Source organism: Nucisporomicrobium flavum (assembly GCF_016464385.1).
Taxonomy (GTDB): Bacteria; Actinomycetota; Actinomycetes; order Mycobacteriales; family Micromonosporaceae; genus Actinoplanes; species Actinoplanes flavus_A.
Genome location: NZ_JADMLH010000003.1, coordinates 79,824 through 100,371, shown reverse-complemented (window position 1 = coordinate 100,371; position 20,548 = coordinate 79,824). Strand labels below are relative to the sequence as shown.

The 20,548-nt window shown below is 68.6% G+C and carries 20 protein-coding genes; 6 read left to right on the top strand and 14 right to left on the bottom strand.

All coding sequences use genetic code 11. The annotated features are described in order from the left end of the window. Positions 1–36 precede the first annotated feature (36 nt). The 4 genes from IT780_RS08540 to IT780_RS08525 are packed head-to-tail and all read left to right on the top strand — an operon-like array spanning position 37 to position 5,019. Positions 37–1,446: an NDP-hexose 2,3-dehydratase family protein gene (locus IT780_RS08540; RefSeq protein WP_307831091.1), complete on the top strand. Its 1,410-nt coding sequence runs from the start codon at positions 37–39 to the stop codon at positions 1,444–1,446. Further along, the gene (locus IT780_RS08535) at positions 1,443–2,375 is read left to right on the top strand and encodes an NAD-dependent epimerase/dehydratase family protein (protein ID WP_199510912.1); all 933 of its coding nucleotides are present in this window, start codon (positions 1,443–1,445) and stop codon (positions 2,373–2,375) included. Before IT780_RS08540 ends, IT780_RS08535 begins: the two co-directional genes overlap by 4 nt. Before the next feature lie 10 nt (positions 2,376–2,385). Then, positions 2,386–3,687, top strand: coding sequence for a lipopolysaccharide biosynthesis protein RfbH (rfbH, locus tag IT780_RS08530; protein ID WP_199511444.1), 1,302 nt, complete (start codon positions 2,386–2,388; stop codon positions 3,685–3,687). Between the two features lie 24 nt (positions 3,688–3,711). Further along, positions 3,712–5,019 (top strand): nucleotide disphospho-sugar-binding domain-containing protein, encoded by a 1,308-nt coding sequence (locus IT780_RS08525; RefSeq protein WP_199510911.1) that lies wholly within the window; start codon positions 3,712–3,714, stop codon positions 5,017–5,019. Between the two features lie 121 nt (positions 5,020–5,140). Here the strand turns inward: IT780_RS08525 and IT780_RS08520 are convergent, their stop codons facing one another. Continuing rightward, positions 5,141–5,596, bottom strand: coding sequence for a helix-turn-helix domain-containing protein (locus IT780_RS08520; protein WP_199510910.1), 456 nt, complete (start codon positions 5,594–5,596; stop codon positions 5,141–5,143). Positions 5,597–5,930: 334 nt separating this feature from the next. Between IT780_RS08520 and IT780_RS08515 the strand changes: the two genes are divergently transcribed. Further along, complete coding sequence (locus tag IT780_RS08515) at positions 5,931–6,695, top strand: LuxR C-terminal-related transcriptional regulator (protein ID WP_199510909.1); 765 nt, start codon at positions 5,931–5,933, stop codon at positions 6,693–6,695. A 149-nt stretch (positions 6,696–6,844) separates the two neighbouring features. On the opposite strand, the gene IT780_RS08510 is transcribed toward IT780_RS08515, so the two are convergent. After that, the gene (locus tag IT780_RS08510) at positions 6,845–7,441 is read right to left on the bottom strand and encodes a dTDP-4-dehydrorhamnose 3,5-epimerase family protein (protein ID WP_307831090.1); all 597 of its coding nucleotides are present in this window, start codon (positions 7,439–7,441) and stop codon (positions 6,845–6,847) included. Between the two features lie 3 nt (positions 7,442–7,444). Then, positions 7,445–8,905: a nucleotide disphospho-sugar-binding domain-containing protein gene (locus tag IT780_RS08505; protein ID WP_199510908.1), complete on the bottom strand. Its 1,461-nt coding sequence runs from the start codon at positions 8,903–8,905 to the stop codon at positions 7,445–7,447. Between IT780_RS08505 and IT780_RS08500 the strand changes: the two genes are divergently transcribed. After that, entirely contained in the window at positions 8,831–9,871 is a 1,041-nt protein-coding gene (locus IT780_RS08500) for an NAD-dependent epimerase/dehydratase family protein (protein ID WP_199510907.1), read from the top strand. The genes IT780_RS08505 and IT780_RS08500 overlap by 75 nt on opposite strands. Here IT780_RS08500 and IT780_RS08495 read toward each other — a convergent pair. From IT780_RS08495 to IT780_RS08445, 11 genes are all read right to left on the bottom strand, one after another. Continuing rightward, positions 9,814–10,545, bottom strand: coding sequence for a class I SAM-dependent methyltransferase (locus tag IT780_RS08495; protein WP_199510906.1), 732 nt, complete (start codon positions 10,543–10,545; stop codon positions 9,814–9,816). The two genes, IT780_RS08500 and IT780_RS08495, sit on opposite strands and share 58 nt — an antisense overlap. Positions 10,546–10,569: 24 nt before the next feature. Next, positions 10,570–11,916, bottom strand: a complete 1,347-nt coding sequence (locus IT780_RS08490; protein WP_199510905.1) for an NAD(P)/FAD-dependent oxidoreductase — start codon at positions 11,914–11,916, stop codon at positions 10,570–10,572. A gap of 49 nt (positions 11,917–11,965) precedes the next feature. Beyond that, positions 11,966–12,727 carry an SDR family NAD(P)-dependent oxidoreductase gene (locus IT780_RS08485; protein WP_199510904.1) on the bottom strand — a complete coding sequence of 254 codons (762 nt, stop codon included), beginning with the start codon at positions 12,725–12,727 and terminating at the stop codon, positions 11,966–11,968. Between the two features lie 13 nt (positions 12,728–12,740). Then, entirely contained in the window at positions 12,741–13,733 is a 993-nt protein-coding gene (locus IT780_RS08480) for a methyltransferase (RefSeq protein WP_199510903.1), read from the bottom strand. A 146-nt stretch (positions 13,734–13,879) separates the two neighbouring features. Continuing rightward, positions 13,880–14,593 (bottom strand): TetR/AcrR family transcriptional regulator, encoded by a 714-nt coding sequence (locus IT780_RS08475; RefSeq protein ID WP_199510902.1) that lies wholly within the window; start codon positions 14,591–14,593, stop codon positions 13,880–13,882. Then, positions 14,590–15,363 (bottom strand): ABC transporter permease, encoded by a 774-nt coding sequence (locus tag IT780_RS08470; RefSeq protein WP_307831089.1) that lies wholly within the window; start codon positions 15,361–15,363, stop codon positions 14,590–14,592. The genes IT780_RS08475 and IT780_RS08470 overlap by 4 nt, the downstream gene beginning before the upstream one ends. Continuing rightward, complete coding sequence (locus IT780_RS08465) at positions 15,347–16,273, bottom strand: ABC transporter ATP-binding protein (RefSeq protein WP_199510900.1); 927 nt, start codon at positions 16,271–16,273, stop codon at positions 15,347–15,349. The genes IT780_RS08470 and IT780_RS08465 overlap by 17 nt, the downstream gene beginning before the upstream one ends. Positions 16,274–16,354: 81 nt before the next feature. Next, positions 16,355–17,152, bottom strand: a complete 798-nt coding sequence (locus tag IT780_RS08460) for a cyclase family protein (protein WP_199510899.1) — start codon at positions 17,150–17,152, stop codon at positions 16,355–16,357. A 32-nt stretch (positions 17,153–17,184) separates the two neighbouring features. Then, positions 17,185–17,955, bottom strand: coding sequence for an SDR family NAD(P)-dependent oxidoreductase (locus IT780_RS08455; protein WP_199510898.1), 771 nt, complete (start codon positions 17,953–17,955; stop codon positions 17,185–17,187). Then, the gene (locus IT780_RS08450; protein WP_199510897.1) at positions 17,955–19,598 is read right to left on the bottom strand and encodes an FAD-dependent monooxygenase; all 1,644 of its coding nucleotides are present in this window, start codon (positions 19,596–19,598) and stop codon (positions 17,955–17,957) included. Before IT780_RS08450 ends, IT780_RS08455 begins: the two co-directional genes overlap by 1 nt. Beyond that, the gene (locus IT780_RS08445; RefSeq protein ID WP_199510896.1) at positions 19,591–20,541 is read right to left on the bottom strand and encodes an aromatase/cyclase; all 951 of its coding nucleotides are present in this window, start codon (positions 20,539–20,541) and stop codon (positions 19,591–19,593) included. The genes IT780_RS08450 and IT780_RS08445 overlap by 8 nt, the downstream gene beginning before the upstream one ends. Positions 20,542–20,548 lie beyond the last annotated feature (7 nt).

Here is a 20,548-nt window from a genome sequence, read left to right as displayed (position 1 = left end):
ACCCTGCGCTGTTTCACCGAGCAGAGGAGGCCGGCAGTGCCGCCCGAGACGCAGGTCACCGGCCGCCCGATGAGCCTTCGCTGCTCGGAGTCGTCCGGCGCCCGTACGCACGTCCACACCCCGACACCCTTGATCATGCAAGCCATCGCGGAGCGGCTCCGCACCGCGCGGCCGCGCATCGACGTCGTCGCCCTGCCGGACGTGACGGGCTGGCACGTCGACCCGGCGGGAAATCTGCGGCACGACAGCGGTCGGTTCTACACGATCGAAGGGCTCGACGTCCTCAGCGCACCGGGCCGGCCGTCTGCGTGGTCGCAGCCGATCATCGTGCAGCCCGAGATCGGCATACTCGGTCTGCTGGTCAAGGAGTTCCACGGCGTTCTGCATTGCCTTGTACAGATCAAGATGGAACCGGGGAACATCACCACGTTCCAGCTGTCGCCGACGGTCCAGGCGACGCGGAGCAACTACACGGGGGTCCACCGCGGCCGGACCGTGCCCTACCTCGAGTACTTCACCGAACCGGCCCGGGGCCGCACGATCACCGACGTGCTGCAGTCCGAGCAGGGGTCCTGGTTCCTCGGCAAACGGAACAGGAACATGATCGTGGAGGTCACCGAGGACGTGCCTGTGCACGATTCCTTCTGCTGGATGACCATCGGTCAACTCCACGAGGCGCTCGGCGTGGCCAACCTCGTCAACATGGACACCCGTACGGTGCTCTCCCACCTGCCCTTCGACGTTGTGCCGGAACGCTCCGAACTGCTCGACGAGGACTCGTTCCTCGGCGCGCTCGCCCGCTCCCGGCGCGTGGCGCCCCGGACCCGGCAATCGCTCACGAGCTGGTTCATCTCGGCCAAGGCGACGCGGGAGATCTCCCGGCAGCGGGCCGGCCTGCGCGGGATCGAAGGCTGGACATCCGTGGCCGGGCACCTGCGGCATTCCGACGGACGTTTCTTCTCGGTCCTCGGCGTCCGGGTGGAGACGGAGGGTCGCGAAACCACCAGCTGGTCACAACCGATGATCGCCCCGGTCGGCCCGGGCATCATCGCCTTCATCACCAAGCAGATCGACGGCGTGCTGCACGTCCTCCTGCAGGCCCGCTCGCAGGCAGGAACGTTCGACGTGGTGGAGATGGGCCCGACCGTGCAGTGCCGGCCGGGCAACTATCCGGACTCCACGCCACCCTTCCTCGCCGACGTCGTCGGCGCGCCGGCCGGCGCCGTCCGATTCGACGTGGTTCAGTCCGAGGAAGGGGGACGTTTCTATCACGCGACGAACCGTTGCCTCATCGTCGAGGCCGACGCGGGCTTCGCGACCGACGTACCCGACGGCTTCGCCTGGTCCACCCTCCACGAGATCTCCGCGCTGATCGAGCATGGCCACTACTTCAATGTGGAGGCCCGCTGCCTGCTCGCCTGCCTCAACTCGCTGTGGCGCGGATGAGCGACGGGCGTTCGGCGGTCGTCCTCGGCGGGTCGGGCTTCATCGGGCGCCGCGTGTGCCGAGCCATGGCCGCCGACGGCTGGGACGTCCTCGCCGTGTCCCGTCGGCCGGGCGTCCAGCCCGGCATCAGAAGCGCGACGGTCGACGCCACCACGGAGGATCTCGGCCCGCTGCTGCGGCACGTGCAGCCGGCGGTGGTCGTCAACGCCGCCGGCGGGGCCTTCGGCGCGACCGACCAGCAGATGTGGCAGCGCAACGTGGTCCTGGTGGAGAACCTCGTCGCCGCACTCGCCGAGCTTCCCCGCCGCGCGCGGCTGGTGCAGCTCGGCACGGTTCACGAGTACGGCGTTGGTGCCCCCGGCAAGCCGCTGAGCGCGGACACACCGGCCCGCCCGACGGCGACGTACGGGCAGACGAAGCTGTTGTCCACCCAGCTCGTGACGGAGGCGCACCAGGCAGGTGCGGTCGACGCGATCGTTCTCCGGATCGTCAATCTGCTCGGCGCCGGTGCACCGCCGAGCAGCCTCTTCGGACGGGTGATCGCCGACTTGGTCCGCCTGCGCGACGAGCAGCCACCTTCGACGTTGAACCTGTCCGCGCTGGATGCCGAACGCGATCACATTGCCGTGGAGGACCTGGCCGACGCGGTGCTGCGGGCGGCTGTCCGCCCGGTCGGCGGTGCGGTGATCCCGATCGGCAGCGGGACCGCGTACCGCGTCCGCGAGCTCGTGCACGACCTCGTGGCGATCAGCGGTGTCCCGGTGACCGTGGTGGAGGCCGAGCAGGCCGCAGGCCTCGGCGTGGGCGCTTCGGTGATCAAGGTGGATGCCACCGTCGCGAGCGCTTTGCTGGGCTGGCGTGCCGTCACTCCCCCGCGGAACTCGCTCCGGGAGATGTGGCATGCCGCCCTCACCCACCAGTCCGCGTGAAGAGAGGCAGCTGATGACCGAAGCCAAGACCGAGATCCTGGAGTTGGTCCGCAAGTACCACCGTCTGCGGTCGGACGACAACTTCGTCCCCGGCGAGACGCTGGTGCAGTCCTCGGGCGCCATGCTCGATGACGACGACCGGGTGGCCCTGGTCGAGGCCGCGCTCGACATGCGGATCGCCGCCGGGGTGAGCAGCAACCGCTTCGAGCGGGAGTTCGCCCGATTCTTCGGACTCCGTAAGGCGCATCTGACGAACTCGGGATCGTCCGCCAACCTCCTGGCGCTGTCAGCCCTGACCTCACCCACCCTCGGCGAGCGCCGCCTGCGGCCCGGCGACGAGGTGATCACCGTAGCGGCCGGCTTTCCGACCACGGTGAACCCGATCCTGCAGAACGGCATGGTGCCGGTCTTCGTCGACATCGAACTGGGCACCTACAACACCACTCCGGAGCGCGTCGCCGACGCCATCACGCCACGTACCCGGGCCATCATGATCGCGCACGCGCTGGGCAATCCCTTCGCGGTCGCCGAGGTTGCCGCGCTGGCACGCAAGCACGACCTGTTCCTGATCGAGGACAACTGCGACGCGGTCGGTTCGACCTACCGCGGCCGGCTGACCGGCACCTTCGGCGACCTGGCCACGGTCAGCTTCTATCCGGCTCACCACATCACGATGGGCGAGGGCGGCTGCGTGGTCACCCGCAACCTCGCCCTGGCACGCATCGTGGAGCAGCTCCGCGACTGGGGACGGGATTGCTGGTGCGAGCCCGGAAATGACAACACCTGCTGCAAACGCTTCGACTATCAGCTGGGGACGCTGCCACACGGCTACGACCACAAGTACATCTTCTCCCACGTCGGATACAACCTGAAGTCGACGGACTTGCAGGCCGCCCTCGGCCTGAGCCAGCTGGCCAAGGTGGCCGAGTTCGGCGCGGCCCGCCGGCGCAACTGGCAGCGGATGCGCGATGGACTCGCGGACGTGCCGGGTCTGCTGTTGCCTCGCCCCACCCCGGACAGCGACCCGAGCTGGTTCGGCTTCGTCATCACGGTCGAGCCGGACGCGCCCTTCACCCGGCGGGGGCTGACCGACTTCCTCGAGTCGCGGCGGGTGGCCACCCGCCGGTTCTTCGGCGGCAACCTCACCCGGCATCCCGCGTATCAGGACCGGGAGTTCCGCATCGCCCACGAACTCATCAACTCGGACGTGGTCACCAACAACACGTTCTGGGTCGGCGTCTATCCCGGTCTGACCGCCGAAATGATCGATTACACGGTCGCGACCGTCCGCGAGTTCGCGGGCGTGGCCTGAGCCCTACGACAAGGAGCAACCGGCATGCGAGTCCTGTTCACCACCACGAACTGGCGTGGCCTGTACTACTGCATGATTCCCCTTGGCTGGGCCATGCAGGCGGCCGGGCACGACGTCAGGTTCGCGTGCGCGCCGACCCAGACCGCCACCATCGAGCAGGCCGGCATCACGCCGGTTCAGATCTTCGAACCGGTCGGTGTGGTGGAGCTGGAGCGGCTCGCGCGCTACGCGGCGGCGGCGCAGGCCCCCGAGACGTTCACCGACGACGTTCCGCTGCTCCATCCGATCACCGGGCAGCCGGTGGCTGACGTGGCCGATTACGACATCGCGGCCGAGGAGCCGCGATTCCGCGAGGAGTCGCGGCACATCATCGGCCGCAACTACCGGTCGGCCGTCGAGTTCGCCCGCGCGTGGCGGCCGGACCTGATCATCCACGATCTCATGACGCCGGAGGGCGTCCTGGCAGCCGCGGTGACCGGCGTGCCCTCGGTCTATCACTCGCTCGGCATGTTCGGAGCGGCCGAGACGAGCCTGTACGACCCCACGGACGCCTTCGCCGCCTACGGGATCAAGCTCGACCGATCGCTCGTACGGTACGTGATCGATCCGACGCCCAGCATGATCATGCCCGCCCACGGTGACGCCCTCCGGCTGCCGATCCGCTACGAGCCCTACAACGGCCCGGGAGCCATGCCGCTCTGGGTCCTCGACAAGCCCGACCGCCCGCGCGTCACCCTGGTGTGGAGCCGTGGCACCGCGAACATCTTCGGCTCGCAGATCCCCGCCCTGCGCCACGCCATCGAGGCGGCGACCAGCGAGGGAGCGGAGGTGGTGGTGACCGCGCCGGCGGCCCAGGCGGAGACGCTGACCGATCTGCCCGACAGCGTGCGCGTACTGCGCGAGTTCCCACTGCGAATGCTCCTACCGACGAGTAGCGCACTCATTCACCAGGGTAGCGGCAATCCGATGATGAGCGGTGCCGCCGCCGGCGTTCCACAACTCATCCTCGCGATGACGGACGACGGTTTCGAGATGGGTCGCCGTTTCTCGCTCGCCGGTTCGACATTGGTGAAATCCGGCCTGCTGGCAACCCCAGGACAGATACGCGACAATGTTTCACAGCTCTTGCACAATTCTGAACTGCAGAATGCAGCCAAGGCGATCCAGGCAGACATGGCATCCAACCCCACCGCGGCTCAACTGGTCGCCCCTTTGGAACATCTCGCTGATAAGGGTCAAATAACCGCGGGTGAACTGTCGCACCTGGTGAACGGCCGGGCCGTTCCAGGGGGTCGCGATGTGCCCGTTTCCGGCAAGCCCGGGGAGCTGTAGGGATCGATACGCTGTCCGGGGCCATCACGGCGTGGGGTCGGCGCGATCGCCGCGATACCGCTGCGGCAGGGCGGCGGATCGCGGCGCCACAGAGGGCCGGCCAGGACCGCGGCGTGCGTTGTCAGGCACGGCGACCGGCGCGGGCACGGTGGGTTGTGCTCGGATCGGGATAGAGAACGTCGATGCCACCGAACGCCCGGTCGGTGGCGGGGCGCAGGTCCCACCCCCGCCACATCCGGGCCACCTCCGCGACACTGACCGGCGTTCCTGCACGGGTCCCGTGATCGGCCGGCAACCGCGTCGACCAGCGCACCACATCGAGGAGGTCCAGCGGCGGCGGGTTCAGCGTATGGGTGATGACCGGCGCCTCGCCGATCACCGGCGACCGGCGCGAGCGCGACCGATCGACCAACGCCAGGATCCCGCCCGCCTCCTGGCGAGCCCGCCGCACGATCACCGCCTGGCGGGTCCTCCCGACCTGCGGGCCGATCTCCGCGTTCGGCAACCCGCCGGCGGCCGGCAGCACAATCCGCGCTCGCTGCACATGCCCGGCAGCCCTGCTCGACGGCCGGCTCACGGGCGGACCCCACCACCAGGACGCGGGACCCACGGCACAGCAACAGACATGCCTCATTGGCGCGCACCCGCACCGTCGAATTACTTCGAACCCGTCACACCAGGCATCAGCCGGCAACACCCGCGACACCCATAAATTACCGAGGGGTAATAAATACGCCCCGAGCGATCTGAGGAGTAATGACGCGCTATGTCCGCTTCAACTCCATGGTTCACTGGTCCCCAATGCCGCAAAAGGCGCAACCCGTGATCCACTCCCCCCTGAAAAGATGTTCTACAGTGTAGCTTCGCTTTATACGCAAGGATTTCAAGAACGACCGTCGACAGCAGTAGGCATGATGATCAACGGCCATGGGGGAACGTTGAACAAGGCTTGCGACACGGTAAAAATTCTCTTGCTCGATCAACAGACGTTGTTCCGGGAGTTTCTTCGGCAGGAATTAGAGAGATTCGACGAATTGCACATCGTCCGCGAAGTCGATGACGTGCACGACGCGATGAGGGTGATTCCGCAGTTCGCTCCGGACATCATCCTCATCGACATGTTTCAGGCCGAGCACCTGATCGAGGTCGTCGAGCTGATCCGGCAGGCCTGCGACGACGCCAAGGTTCTGGTGCTCACCTCACACGAAGCCCCCTGGGTCATCCGTACCACCTTGGACCTCGGCATCAACGGCTTCCTGTCGAAGAACATCTCGCGGCGGGAGCTGAACGCAGCCATCAGCACGGCCGCCTGTCGCGACAGCGGGGTCGTCCTGCTCGTGGCGTCCAAGACCATCGCCGCCGCCATGCGGCCCGAAGCACCACAACAGACGGAGGGCCTCTCCTTGCGGGAACGCGACGTTCTCCAGCTGGCCTCGCGGGGCCTGACCAACGCGCAGATCGGCAAGCAGCTGAGGATTACCGAGGGAACGGTCAAGCGGCACCTGAGCAACATCTACACCAAACTCGGGGCGGTGTCCCGGCTCGACGCGGTGAACAAGGCGACGATCGCCCTGCTCATCCCACCCGCGACGGCGGAGACCGCCGGTCCCCGCGACCTCCCCTCCAGCGAGACACAGGAACTCCCGCGCAGGCGGCCGCCTGAAGCCGCCGCCTGAAGCCGCCGCCGGAGGCGGCCGCCCCTGAGCCCGCCACCAGAGGCCGCCGCCCCCTGAGCCCGCCACCAGAGGCCGCCGCCCCTGAAGCCGCCACCAGAGGCCGCCACCCCTGAGCCCGCCGCCGGAGGCCGCCGGCGCAGGCGGTCGGCTCAGGCAGCCGCCGGGGTGAAGGCGAGGCACTCCGCATAGCCTGGAAGCAGGCCCGCCGCGGCGGCCGCGCTGAGGGTGGGCGCGGCCGCGTCCTTGGCCGACCGGATCGGCTCGTCCGTCAAGCCCCACGGCAGAGCCAGCTCGGGGTCCAGGGCATCGATCTCGATCATGGTGCCGGGCACGAACTCGGTCGAGCAGAGATAGTTCATGCAGGCATCGTCCGTGAGAGCGAGGAAGCCGTGACCGAGGCCGTCCGGAATGTAGATCGCGGCGGGCGCGTCGGCGCTGAGCACCACGGCGTCGAACGACCCGAAGGTCGGTGACCCGACCCGCATGTCGACGACGACGTCCAGGACGGAGCCCCGGGCGCACGTCACCAGCTTCTCCTGACCAGGCGGCAGCACGGTTCCGTGGATTCCCCGGATCGTGTTGCGCCGCGAGGTCGACCAGTAGGACTGGCCGACCACGAACGGACGGCCGATCGCGTCGGCCAAGGCGCTGTTGCGGAACAGCTCGAGGCTGGTTCCCCGGTCGTCCCGGACCGGTTCCGGTACCAGACGTAGCGCGCCCGGCACCGCCATCCGGTGCACTCTCACGAACTACACCAACTCTTCCAGCCGGCGCACGACCTCACTGGTTCGGGGCTGTGCCTCGATCTCCGCACGCAGATCCCGCGCCGCCGAGGCGTACGCCGGATCCTCCAGCACCGCCTTCACCGCCTTGCGGATGGCCTCCGTGTCGGCCTCGTCCTGCGGCAGATGCGGCCCGACGCCGGCGGCGGCGATGCGCTCGCCGTTGAAGATGCCTTCCGGGATCGCGGTGATCGCGACCTGCGGCTTGCCACAGGCGGCCGTGGTCAGCATCATCCCGGTGCCGCCGAGATGCACCACCGCGGCGCTGGTGTCAGCGAGGAGCTGGAACGGGGTCCACTGCACGGTACGGACGTTGGCCGGAAGGTCGGTGAGGTCTCCCCCGTCCGGCTGTGCGGTCGTCGCGACGGTGACGATGACCTCGACGTCCAGACCGGCGATCGCGTCGATGGCCTGGCGGGCGAAGCGCACCACTTCAGGGCCGAGCTTCTTCTCCTGAGTCGTTCCCCAGGTGAAGACCACACGAGGCTTTTCGGCCGGCTCCACCAACCAGTTCTCCACCGATCCGGAGCCGTTGAACCGTACGAACTGCATGTCGTGCTTGGGCGCGTCGCCCAAGTGCGATGACGGCCCGTCCTCGGGCCGCCAGCGCAGGCTCGGCGGGCACGGATCGATCCACGCCGCCGGATTCACGAGCGGTTCGACACCGAAGCGGGTGAACTGCTTGACATAGTCCGGGCGCAGACCGGTGCCCCAGATCGAGTCGCTCTCGACCCGGAAGTGCCGGACCATCCCGTAGAGGTTGCAGACGGCGGGGACGCCGAGGACCTGGGCCGCGACTGGGCCCGCATAGGTCACCGGGTCGTACACGACCAACTCCGGCTGCCAGGCCCGGGCGAACGCCACCGTCTCCTCAACCATGCCCTCGCACCGGAGAAAGGCGATCGGGGCGATCCCATCCACGAACCGCGCGAGGTTCTCCTCGGTGGTCTCGCCGGGCTGCGGTGGCTTGGGCCGGAACGCCCCGCTCGCCATGAAGGCGGCGATGTCGGCGTCGCGGCCGACCGCCTGACCCAGCAGGCCGGCCTCACGCATCGGCTCGGCGATCGCCGGTGCTCCCACGACCCGGACGTCATGACCGGCCGCCTGAAATGCCCAGGCGAGCGGCACCATCGGGAAGAAATGGGGCCGAGTTCCGTAACTCGTGAACAGCACGCGCAAGGCGGTCACCTCCTGGGGAGACATTTGACAGAGGCAGCATCGCCCGGACGCGTCGAGGCCGGATCGAGTGGTCGTGGAGGTCGCCATCCGGCCTTGAATCTCCCCCGTTCCCCCGTCTAGGCCGACGACGCAGGATCGAGGCACCTCTTCTTCGCTTCTGCCGGAAGGACGTTCATGCGCTTGCTCATCACTGGTGGAGCCGGTTTCATCGGCCGTCGAGTCGTCGCTGCCTGCCTCGCGGCGGGCCATGACGTCCGCGTTCTGGACGTGCTCCTGCCGAACGTGCACGCCGGCCGGGAACAGCCTCTGCTCGAGGGGGCGGAGCTGGTCGTCGGAGATGTGCGTGCCGAGGACACCGTGCGGACCGCCCTGCGTGGAGTGGACGCGGTCTGCCATCTGGCGGCCATGGTCGGCCGTGGCCGGGATACCCTCGACGCACCCGGTTTCACCAGCCACAACGACTACGGCACCGGCGTTCTCGTCGCGGCCATGACGGAGGTCGGTCCGACCCAGCTCGTACTGGCCAGCTCCGTCGTCGTCTACGGGGAGGGCCGGTATCAATGCGCCGAACACGGCGAGTGCTCACCCGGGACTCGAGATCGGACGCTCGTCGCCGCGGGCGTCTTCGACCACCACTGCCCGCTGTGCGGACGGAAGTTGAGCCCGGTCCAGGTGCTGGAGACCGCACCGCTCGAGCCGCTGAGCATGTACGGCGCCAGCAAGGTGGCCCAGGAACACCTGATCCGGGCCTGGGCGGCGCACACCGGCGGTTCCGCCACCGCGCTGCGATACCACCAGGTGTACGGCCCCGGAATGAAGCGGAACTCCACTTATTCCGGGGTCGCCTGCGTCTTCCGCAGCGTCGTGCAGCGCGGCGACGCTCCGGAGGTGTTCGAGGACGGCCGGATGCTGCGCGACTTCGTGCACGTGGACGACGTCGCGCGGGCCACGGAGGCCGCTCTCGGCCGCCGCGACCCTGGGTTCCGCGCCTACAACGTCGCCAGCGGCCAGCCCCGCACGGTCGCCGAGATGGCGGCGACCATGGCGGAGGTGGCCGGTGCCCCCGCTCCGGTGGTGACGGGCCGCAGTCGCTTCGACGACCTGCGGCACCTCGTGGCCGCCCCGGAACGGATGGCGAAGGAGCTCGGCTGGCAGGCTCAGGTCGGCTTCGCGGACGGCGTCCGCGAGTTCGTCGAAGCCCCCATGGCGGACTGACCCCGGTCCCCCGGCGGCCGCTTCATCTCGAGCAGTGCCCGGAATGGAGGGGGGAACACCCCCTTGCTGAAGGCACGGCGAAGCGGCCGCAGGGGCAGGGGCAGGGCAGCCATGGTGGTCTCCACCTCGGCCACGCTCATGGGGGCCGCCCGATGCACCCGCCAGTCCGGAAAGCTTCGGCCGATCTCCTCGGCGCTGATCGTCTCGCCGTCCTCGTTGCGCGAGTTGAAGGACCACATCCACAGCAGAGCGCCCGGAGCCGCCACAGCCTCGATGGCCCGGACGTAGGCGAGCCGTTGCGCGTCGTTCAGGGCATGGAAGCAGCCGAAGTCGATCAGAAGCTTGAAATCGCCTCCGATACCGAGCTCGTCGAGCCGGGTCACGTCGCCGGCCACGAAGTCGACGGTGACTCCCTTCCGGGCCGCCGCGCGACGAGCCTGTTTGAGCGCACCGCGCACCAGGTCGACCCCGACCACCTGCCACCCGTGCGCCGCGAGATAGATGGCGTTGCGTCCCCGCCCACACCCGATGTCGATCGCCCGGCCGGGGACCGGCGCATCCGGCCCGGTGACGAGATCGATCAGTTCCCGGTCCCGGCTGAACGCATCCCACGGGGAGAGTCCGAGGCGGTACGCGGCCGCCCAGGTCAGGCGAGCCCAGCTCATCGTTGCCATGTTCCCAGTCTCCCGTCGGCCGGCTCAGAAGCTCGGCGCCGCGGACATCGCCCGCAGCGTGCCCAGGTAGGGGTGCCAGAGGTGCTCTGGGTCGTTCTCGACCACCTCGAGAACCTCGCGCATGGCCTTGAGCGCCGCCGGCTCGTCCTCGTCATAGACGCTGCCCTGGAGGAGCTTGAGCACGTCGATGCGGTAGCGCGAGTCCTGGACGAACGCGGTGAACAGGATGTTGAGCCGGTAGTAGATCGAGATGAACTCGTACCAGTTCTTGACGCCCCGGCGCAGCTTGGCCTCGAAGGTCGCGAACCGCTCCTTGGCGAAGTCGCCCGCTTCGAAGGCCTTGATGATGTCGGCGCAGGCGATCCGGGCGCTGTTGAGGGCGACGCTGACCCCCGTGGAGAAGATCGGGTCGACGAACCGAGCCGCGTCACCGATCAGGACGAACCGATCGCCGCACACCTGCGTCATCGAATAGCTGTAGTCGCCCTCGGGTTTGAGCGGACGTACCTGCCGGGCCTGCTTGAGCGCGTCGAACAGGTCCGGCCGGCTGCCGACGGTGTCCCAGAAGAACTGGTCCTGATCGGTGTGCGCATCGGTGAACTGCTGCTTCTGCGTGACCACACCGATGCTCGTGATCGTGTCGGTGATGGGGATCTGCCACACCCACGTGTCGCGGACCGGCAGGAAGTGAACGAAGATGTAGTCGGTCTTCTCCGGGGAGACCGCGAGCGCCGCCCGGTCCAGACCCTCGAACCAGGTGTGCAGGGCGTACTGCTTGAAGACCGGGTCGGAGACCTTCAGCTTGAGCTGGTTGCCGATCTTGGTCTGCCGGCCGGAGGCGTCGACCACCATGCGGACGGTGAAGTCGACCTGCTTCGACCCCATCGCGGTGGTGACCACGACGTGCTCGGGGTCGTCGAAGTCGACCTTCTGGACACGGACGCCGGTGAACACCTTCGCGCCGAGCCGCTCGGCGTTCTTGAGCAGGATCAGATCGAACTTCGAGCGGTCGACGTGGAAGGTGTGGTCCCGGTCGACGCCGGGTTGATCGCACTCGTCGAACCGCACGTCGGCAGCGCGAAACTCGTGCTGCAGGTTGGTGAATCCGTTGTGCGGGATGTCGCGCCGTTCGGCCGACGTCCAGGCCGCCCCGAACTTCTTCGGGAAGCCGGCCGCCTCGATCTCGGGCATCACCCCGATCTCGAGCAGCACCGGCGTGGTCGCGGGCACTAGTGACTCACCGACGTGCGGCCGGGGAAACAGCTCACTCTCGAACACCGCGACTGACATTCCCGCCTCGGCAAGGTAGGCGGCAGCGGTCGAGCCGGCCGGCCCGCCTCCGATGATCGCCACGTCGAAGTTGATTGCCACGCGAACCTCTCCTCCTCTTGGTAGCCGGTCGCCGACCCGCGACGGCGTCTCAGCGGCCGCCGGCGACGGTCAGCGCTTCACCGGTGATGTTGGTGTTGGTTCCGGAACCGAGGAAGACGACCATGCCGGCGATGTCCTCGGGGCTGCTCAACCGGCCCGTCGGCGTGGCCGCGACCTCTCGGTCGATCACCTCGCGCGGCAGCTTCGCGAGCACGTCGGCGGTGGTCGTCAGTCCGGGACAAACGACGTTGATCAGGATTCCGTCCGGTCCCACGTTCCAGCTCAGACTGCGGGCGAAGCCGTGCAGGGCCGCTTTCGCCGACCCCATCAGCTCCTGACCGGGATTGCCGCCGAGCGCGTTGTGCGACGACAGCAGGACGACGCGGCCCCATTTGCGGCGCCGCATCCCCGGCAGGACGGTACGGACGAGACGTACGGTCCCCAGCACGTTGTGTTCGATGACCGGCTCCCACTGCCCGTCCTCGATGTCCTCCAGCGGTGCCGAGGGGGCCCGCCGAGGCGGGCGGAGCGCGGCGTTGGCGACCAGAACGTCGGGGTCGCCCCACACCCGCCGGACGGCGGCGACGACCTCCCGCACGGACCCGGGCTCCGCCAGGGAATAGGGCACGGCAAGGACCTCGCCGCCCTGAGCCCGCAGCTGCTCGCACAATGCCTCGGCCCCGTCACGGTCCCGCTGATAGGTCAGCGCGACCCGGGCCCCCTCCGAGGCGAAGGCCCGGGTGATCTCGCGGCCGATCCCGCGGCTTCCGCCGGTGACGAGCACGGTCCGGCCCGACAGGTCGGTGTCCACAGCACGGCGCCGATCAGGCGGGCTTGCGGACGACGACCACGCGGTCGTTGGTGATCGTCTCCAGGTCGACGGCCTTGTCGAAGGTGAATCCGGCAGCCTCAGTCCACTCGCGGCACTCCGCGACCGAGTACTCGGAGCCTCCACCGCGGCTCAGCACCCGGCAGTTGAGGCTCTGGAGCAGGGCCGGTGCGTCGACGCGCTCGTCGTCGAGCATGGCGTCGTAGACGAGCAGCGCACCGCCCGGCCGGATCGCCTCGAATGTGCGGGCGATGACCTTCGCCCGATATTCAGGCGTCCAGTCGTGCAACACGTGACCGATGATGATGGCGTCGGTTGCGGGGAGTTCGTCCTGGGTGAAGTCGCCGGCATAGAAGGTCACCCGGCCGGTCGTGCCCTTCTTGGCCATGTGCTCGTCGAAGAGCGGCTCTACCGGCGGCAGGTCGTAGACGCCGCCTTGGAGGTGCGGAATCGCGGTGACCAGCTGCGCGGCGACGTTGCCCCGGGCACCGCCGAGGTCGACGAACGACTGGTAGCCGCTCCAGTCGATCGCGGTGGCCAGCTGCGGCCCGACGAAGCCGTTGTAGGTGTCCATGTGGTTCATCAGGTTGCGCACGATCTCGTGGTTCTCGTAGACCTTGAGGAAGGACTTCGTGCCGTACAGCACGTTCTCCTCGGCCGCGAGATCCTGCAGCGTCTCGGTCAGGTCGGCCCACAGGCGGTAGTGCTTGCGGGCGTGCTGCACGATGCTGCCGCCGACATAGTGGCCACCCGATGTGGTGAGGAACTCGCCGACGCCGGCGGCGAGGCCGTACTCACCCGCGTCGCGGGTGAGCAGCCCGAGACCGACCAGGGCGTCGAGGAAGTCGAGGGCCATCCGCGGCCTGATCTTCAGCTCCGAGACGATCGCCTCCACCGTCGCCGGTCGCTCGGCGAGCATGTCGAACAATCCCAGTTCGACCGCGCTCTGCAACACCTTCGACTGGAAGTACGCCGAGTTGATTTGCATGATCGTTCGAGCCTGCCGGGCAAGGTCAAACAGCGTGTCGCTCATCTGTCGACTGAGCCGTCCTCTCGGTGTTCGAAGCGATGACTGCATTGGTTCAGTCAGCGTCGTTCGCCACGTTCGAGGAGAGGTCGAGAGGCACTCAACCGCTACGACCCCGGACCGGCCTCACCCGCCGGCGGCCGGAGCAGCTCGAATCCGTCCAGCATGGCCTGCAGGCCCGCCTCGTACTCCACATCCGGCTGGTAGCCACCGGCGATCGCATCGGCCAGCTTCGGATAGCGCTCGGCGATCACGGCGGCGACCTCGTCCTGGGACGGAGCCGGGGCGCCGACCGGCTCGCTGAGCTCGGCGAAGGCGTGGCCGACGGTGAAAGTACGCAGGCAGTTCACCAGTTGCAGCGCTTGCTGCCCGGTGAAGCCGACCGCGCCGAGCTGGACGACCGCCCGCTCGCCGAAGCCGAGCACCGCGGGCGAGAAGACCGGTCGCGTCGCAACCATCGGCAGCATGTCGGGGTGGCGGCCGAGGACGGTGCGCAGCTGCCGCGCGAACGCGACCAGCGTGCTGCGCCAGGAATCGCTCGCTTCCCCGTCGACGTCGATCTGGATCTCCGCGTAGACCGCCTCGACGAGGCCATCGAAAAGTGCCTGCTTGTTGGGCAGGTAGTAGTAGATCGCCATCGGGTCCACGCCCAGCTCGGCACCGAGTTTACGCATCGACAGCTGGCCGATACCGCGCGTGTCGACCATCTCAAGGGCGGTCTTGATAATGAAATCGCGCGACAGCGCGGGGCGGACTGGCCGCCGGGCGCTGTCGCGCGGCTCGCTCGGGCCACTCAGGCCGTTCGCTGCATTTCGAATCACGTAGTTCCCACTTTGGTGTCCGAAGGCCGGAACCGCAGACCGGCCACCAGGGCAAAGCTTAGTCCGAACAGTGCCATGACCAGCAAGGACCCGGCGACGTCACCGAGGTTGCCGTGGTCGAGGGTGATTTTCTGCAAGGCCGCGATCGCCCAGTAAGCGGGACTGATGTGCGCCACCGCCTGCAGCCAGCCCGGCAGCGTGCTGGTCGGTGCCAGCGCTCCACCGATCCCGCCCATCAGCATGCCGCCGAGATTCCCCACGACCAGCGCCTGGTCCATGGTCGCGAAAAGCGCCACGAGCATCACCCCGAACGCCGCGACCATGGCGACGAAGACGGCGAGCACGACGACGAGCGCGAGGATCGATCCGTTCGGGCGATAGCCGAAGACCAGAACACCGGCGACGAAGAGCACCGCCATCTGGCCCAGCTGGACGACGTACAGCGGGGCCACCTTGCCGATCACGATGTCCAGGGTCGAGGCCGAACTCGACCGCAACCGCTCCCACGTCCCCCACGCGTGTTCCCGGAAGAACAGCGTGCCCACCAGCGAGGTGCCCAGCAGGGTGAACAACACACCGAGACCGGGAATCAGTTGCTGAGCCCCGCTCGCGTTGGCGTGCCCGGACAGGCTGAGCTGTGCCTTGGATGCCGGCGACAGGAACGCCGTCAGCAGCAGGGGCATGAGGATCGTGAGGATGAACGGCGCGGGATCCGCCAGGAGAAGCCGGATGCCGCTGCCGGCGATGACGAAGCTACGCGACGAGAGCACTGTCGGCCTCCGGGGTGATGGCCCGGCCGGTGATGGCCAGGTACGCAGTTTCCAGACTGGGACGAATGATCTCCACACCGGCCAGGGACTCGGCCTCGACACCGAGCGAGACCAGCGCCTGAGCCGCGGTCCTGGCCGGGTCTTCCGGAACCGCCAGCGGCGACAGGCTGCTTCCGTCGCTTCGCCAGCCCGGCAGGTCCGGCGCCGTTCCGGAGAAGTGCAGCACCACGTTGGCCACCGCGTACTGGCCGAGAACCTCGTCGAGGGAGCCCCGGACGACCACGCGGCCCTCGTGCAGCACGGCGATGTCAGCGTTGAGCTGCTCGAGTTCGGTGAGATAGTGGGAGGTGTAGACCACCGCGACGCCGTCGGCGGCGAGCGAACGCACCACCTCCAGGATGCTGGCCCGCGACTGCACGTCGGCGCCGACCGTCGGCTCGTCCAGGAAGAGCAGGGCGGGCTTGTGCAACAGCGCCATGCCTGTGTGCAGCCGACGCTTCTGGCCGCCGGAGAGCTCACCGGCCTTTTTGCGCATCCACTCGGCGAGCCCGACGGCCTCGGCGACCTGGCTCACCCGGCGCGCCGTGTCCGATCGGGACATTCCGGCCAGCCGGGCGAAGAAGGCCAGGTTGTCCGCGACCGTCAGCGTGGGATAGATGCCCAGCTCCTGCGGGGCGAGGCCGATGTGCTGGGCAGCCTGCCGCCGGTCGGTCAGCGCGTCGATGCCCGCCACCCGGACAGTCCCGCCGTCGGCCGGTCGAAGCCCGGCGACGATCGAGATCAGAGTGGTCTTGCCCGCGCCGTTGGAGCCGAGCAGGCCGACTATCTGTCCAGGCCGCACGGTCAAGTCGACGCCGCGCAGGACCTGATTGTCCCCGTAGGCCTTCCGCAGGCCGGTTATCTCCAGCATCAGATTCCTCTACGTCGTAGAACACTCCTCCGCAGACTAGCCCTCCGCGACCGGAGATCGGCAACCTCGGCGGCGATTTTTTTACACTGTAGGAATCGGCGCTGCCGGCTCGTCGCCGATCAGTGCCACGGCCCGGGTCCAGCCCGCTCCGGCCCCCGTGATCTTGATCGGGAAGCAGGACACCGTGAAGCCGGTCGGCGGCAACGCCGAGAGATTCGCCAGTCGTTCGATCTGGCAGTACGCGCGCTTCCGGCCGGCGAAATGGGCGGGCCAGAGCACGCTCCGGTCACCCGTCCGCGCGAAGCTCTCGATCATGGACGCGAACGGCGCGTCCAAACTGAACGCGTCGGTTCCGACGACCCGGACGCCCAGGTCGAGCAGGAGCTCGGTCGCCGGACCGTCCAGGCCCGCGAAGTCACTGAAGAACTCCGGGGTGCCGGCGTACCTCTCGGCGCCCGTGTTGAGCAGCACGATGTCGTAGGGCCGGGGGGTGTAGCCGATCCGATCGAACTCTTCCTCGAGCCGTTCGGCGCCGATGGTGCCGACCGGGGCGTCGGACAGGTCGAGCACCACGCCCGGCCGGTGGAACCAGTCGAGCGGCAGCTCGTCGATCGTCAGCGGTACCCCGTACGCGGCCCGCGATCCATAGTGCGAGGGCGCGTCCACATGCGTCCCGGTGTGCGAGGTGAGGCTCAGCGTGTCGAGGTTGAGCAGTTCGCCGTCCGGAAGCACCGACGGGTCGAAGTCGATGTCCGCATGCTCCTTCATCTCACGAGCCATGTGCACCGCGCCCTCCGCGGGTGTCATGATGTCGTGAGTGATCGGATTGGGCTCCCACGCTTTCGCGTCGATGGGTGACGACAGGTCGATCAGATGCATCCGGCAGGCCTCCAGCCGTGCGAACAGACAGATCAGGCGGTCAGGCTGAGCCCACCGTCGACGACGATCGACTGGCCCCGGATCCAGGCCGCTTCCGGCCGGCACAGCAGGGCGACGACGTCGGCCACGTCCGAGGCCCGGGTGAGACGGCCCGCGGGGGTACGAGCGACGATGCGCGCACCCACCCCGGCCGGGTCGGCGGCGGCACCCTTGTCGAGCTTGCCGACCGTGACCGCGTTGACGGTGATCGACCGGGAGGCGAACTCGACGGCGAGATAGCGGACGAGGCTCTCGACGGCGGCCTTGGCCATCGCCAGCCCGGCATAACCGGGAACCGCGACGTGGGCTCCCGTGCTCGAGATCGCGATGATCCGGCCGGAGCCCTCCGGCAGCATCGTTCCCAGGATTCCCACCCCGTGCAGCAACGGGCCCAGCGCGACCGCCATGTCCTGGCCGCACTCCTCGGTCCGCAGGTCATCGGCCCGCATCGGATGGAAGACCCCGGCGTTGTGCACCAGGATGTCGAGACGCCCGTAGGTCCGGCCGATCTGCTCGAGCAGCCGGCTCACGTCGGCGGGCTCACTGATGTCGGCCTGGATCGCCTCGACCTTGCCGCCGAGGCCGCTGAGCTGCCGCACCGCCGCCTCGGCCGCGTCCGTGTCCGCCGAGAAATTCACGATCACCTCGCACCCGCACAGGCACAGCTTGCGAGCGATGGCCAGCCCGAGGCCGCGAGTCGCACCAGTCACCAGCGCGACCTTGCCGGCCAGGTCCAATGGCTTGTCGTCAGTCGAGATCGTCATCAGTGCGCCTCCCCGTCCGTACCGGCCGCGACGCCGTCGGCGGCCACCAACCCGTACTCCCGGAGGCGGGCGCCGAACTCGCCGCCGCCGAGGAGATGGCCGACACCGGCCAGATATCCGTCAGGGCGGATCAGGGCGTAGCCCTGCGCGGGCGCCCCGAGCCGATCGCGGAGCACGCCGGAGGGATCACCCAGCGTCGCGGCGCCCGCGGGACCTCCGGCCGTGACCCGGCGCACCGACACCGCGCCGCCGAAGCGGTCGCTCACGTCGTCGAGAACCGCCAGGGAAAGAGCATCATCGCCGAATCCGAGAAGCGTCCACCGGGGATCACGAAGCTCCTCCGCCAGTTCGCGCCAGCCCGGGTGTGCGGCGAACTCGGCCTCGTTGCAGGCGACCCGGTGCCCAGGCGGGATGGTGCCCGGTCGCGAGGCCGGCCCGGCCGTCAGCGGGCTGTCCGCGTAGTGCAGGGCCAGACCGCAGAATCCTCGGATGATCTTTCCTTCGATCCGGCGCTTGAGCGGCTTCAGCGTGTTCAGAACGCGCGCGCCGATCGGTAGCGCGATCGGCGCGAGCGTGTTGCGCAGGGCAACCAGGCCGGTCGCGGTCCGGGTGGATCTCAGCAGCTTGGCCCCGATCGGCACCCGCTCGGCGCCGTACGTGTCGAGCAGCCGGGCGTCGGCGTAGCCGCGGACCACGTCGGCCAGCTTCCAGGCCAGGTTGTACCCGTCCTGGATGCCGGTGTTCATGCCCTGGCCCGAGGCCGGGCTGTGCACATGCGCCGCGTCGCCTGCGACGAAGCACCGGCCGACCCGCATCCGCTCGATCATCCGCTGCTGCACGGTGAAGACCGATACCCAGGTCGGCGACTCGACCGCGACCGGCCGACGCAGGGCTTGGGAGAGCTTGCCGGCCAGGCGGGACCGGATCAGCTCCCAGTCTTCCGCGCCGGAGACGTCGACGGTGTCGACCGCACGCCATTTGCCGGGCTCCGGGAACGGCACCAGAAGAATTGTTCCCTTGCCGGTGTGCAGCAGATGGTTGCTGTTGCGCTGCAGATCGGCGTCGATGACCACGTCCGCGTTCAGCCACGTCTGCGTCTGCTCACCGAGCAACCGCAACCCGAGCGCCCGGCGGACCGTACTGTGTGCGCCGTCGGCACCGACCAGCCACGGGACCCGAAATGACTCCGTCCGGCCGCCCGCATGCCGGAGCAGGACACCGGCCCCGTCGTCGCCGGGATCCAGCTCCTCCAGGCTCACGCCCTGCTCGACCTTGACGCCCATCTCGGCCAGCGCGTCACGCAGGGCCGCCTCCGTCTTGACCTGATCGACCATCAGGCTGAACGGGAACCGGGTCGGCAGCTGGGAGTAGTTCGTGTCGAAGCGAACCAACCGGCGGCCACCCATGTGCAGCGAGAAGTGCACCACCCGCTGGCCGCGATCCAGCAGGCGCCCGAGCACGCCCATCTGGTCGAAGATCTCCAGCGTGCGCGCGTGCGTCGCGGTCGCACGGCTCGTCACGGACGGCGCGGCGGCCCGGTCGACGATGCGGACGGCGACCCCCCGCCGGCTGAGCTCGTGCGCGATCGTCAGGCCGACCGGGCCCGCGCCGGCGATCAGGACCTGAGGCGTCGTCTCAGACATCCCGATTCTCCGCGAACGCCTTGGTCAAGGCGAGCGTCTTCGCGCTGTTGCCACCGATCGCCTTCTGCAGGTAGGCCCGCGCCGAGGCGACAGTGGCGTCAGCGCCCAGTACACGCGGCACCGCCGTCGCGTTGACGCCGAGGGTATGCGCCGAGGTCACCCGCACGCCGTCACCCTCCTCGGTCAGCCGCCACTCACCGACGTGGGCCGTCAGCAGCGGCGGCATCACGAGCTGCTTGTAGACGATGCGCGCGTCCCCCGGGAAGCACACCCGGATGGACTCCGTGGTGTGCACCGAGCCGTTCGCGGCCCGGGTGTCCATCGACATCCGCTGGATGCCGTCGGTGTCCTCACGCAGGTCCAGCCGGTCGACGTGCGGCAGCCGCTTCGGCCAGTCACCGGCCTCGTAGAGGAAGCCGTACGCCTTGGCGAGCGGGCCGTCAATCATGATCGAGTCGGCGAACGAGAAGATCAACTCGTCGCGCTGCGGCCAGCTCTCGGCGACCGCTTTGATGTTGGCCAGTTCGGTCTCGCTGTTGCTGTCGGTGGCGCGCCGGATCCAGTCCAGGCTCTCCGCATCGTCGTCCACCGCCGTGAAGTCGTGGGTCAAGGTCAGCTCGGTCGTCCCGCTCGCGGTCGCGACAGCCCGCCACTCACCGCCCATCGAGGCCACGGGTGGGGCCGACACCTCCTGCTGGAAGGTGATGTGCCGGGCGGCCGGATCCAGCGTCCGGCGGGAAGTCCAGGTCTTGACCGTGTCGTTGGCGAGAGCCCAGATCTGCAACCGCTCGCTGGATCCGGTGCTCTCCAACTGCTCGACGTGCACGGTCGGCCGGAACAACTGCGGCCAGTCGGTCGCGTCGGCCAAGACCTGGTAGACGGTGTCGGCCGGTGCGCCGACGGTGATCGAATGCTCGAGGTGGAGCGAGCGGGCGCTGGCCACGGTATGG

Excerpts from the sequence above, each read along its gene's own strand:
- IT780_RS08465 (WP_199510900.1), bottom strand. The coding sequence starts at position 16,273 with ATGCTGGAGATAACCGGCCTGCGGAAGGCCTACGGGGACAATCAGGTC.
- IT780_RS08495 (WP_199510906.1), bottom strand. The coding sequence starts at position 10,545 with ATGGCAACGATGAGCTGGGCTCGCCTGACCTGGGCGGCCGCGTACCGC.
- IT780_RS08505 (WP_199510908.1), bottom strand. The coding sequence starts at position 8,905 with ATGGCCCGCCGCGAGGCAGGCAGCGACGACTCGACGGCCGATGAAACC.
- IT780_RS08455 (WP_199510898.1), bottom strand. The coding sequence starts at position 17,955 with ATGACGATCTCGACTGACGACAAGCCATTGGACCTGGCCGGCAAGGTC.
- IT780_RS08460 (WP_199510899.1), bottom strand. The coding sequence starts at position 17,152 with ATGCATCTGATCGACCTGTCGTCACCCATCGACGCGAAAGCGTGGGAG.
- IT780_RS08500 (WP_199510907.1), top strand. The coding sequence starts at position 8,831 with ATGCGCTTGCTCATCACTGGTGGAGCCGGTTTCATCGGCCGTCGAGTC.
- IT780_RS08525 (WP_199510911.1), top strand. The coding sequence starts at position 3,712 with ATGCGAGTCCTGTTCACCACCACGAACTGGCGTGGCCTGTACTACTGC.
- IT780_RS08515 (WP_199510909.1), top strand. The coding sequence starts at position 5,931 with ATGATGATCAACGGCCATGGGGGAACGTTGAACAAGGCTTGCGACACG.
- IT780_RS08535 (WP_199510912.1), top strand. The coding sequence starts at position 1,443 with ATGAGCGACGGGCGTTCGGCGGTCGTCCTCGGCGGGTCGGGCTTCATC.
- IT780_RS08450 (WP_199510897.1), bottom strand. The coding sequence starts at position 19,598 with ATGTCTGAGACGACGCCTCAGGTCCTGATCGCCGGCGCGGGCCCGGTC.
- IT780_RS08480 (WP_199510903.1), bottom strand. The coding sequence starts at position 13,733 with ATGCAAATCAACTCGGCGTACTTCCAGTCGAAGGTGTTGCAGAGCGCG.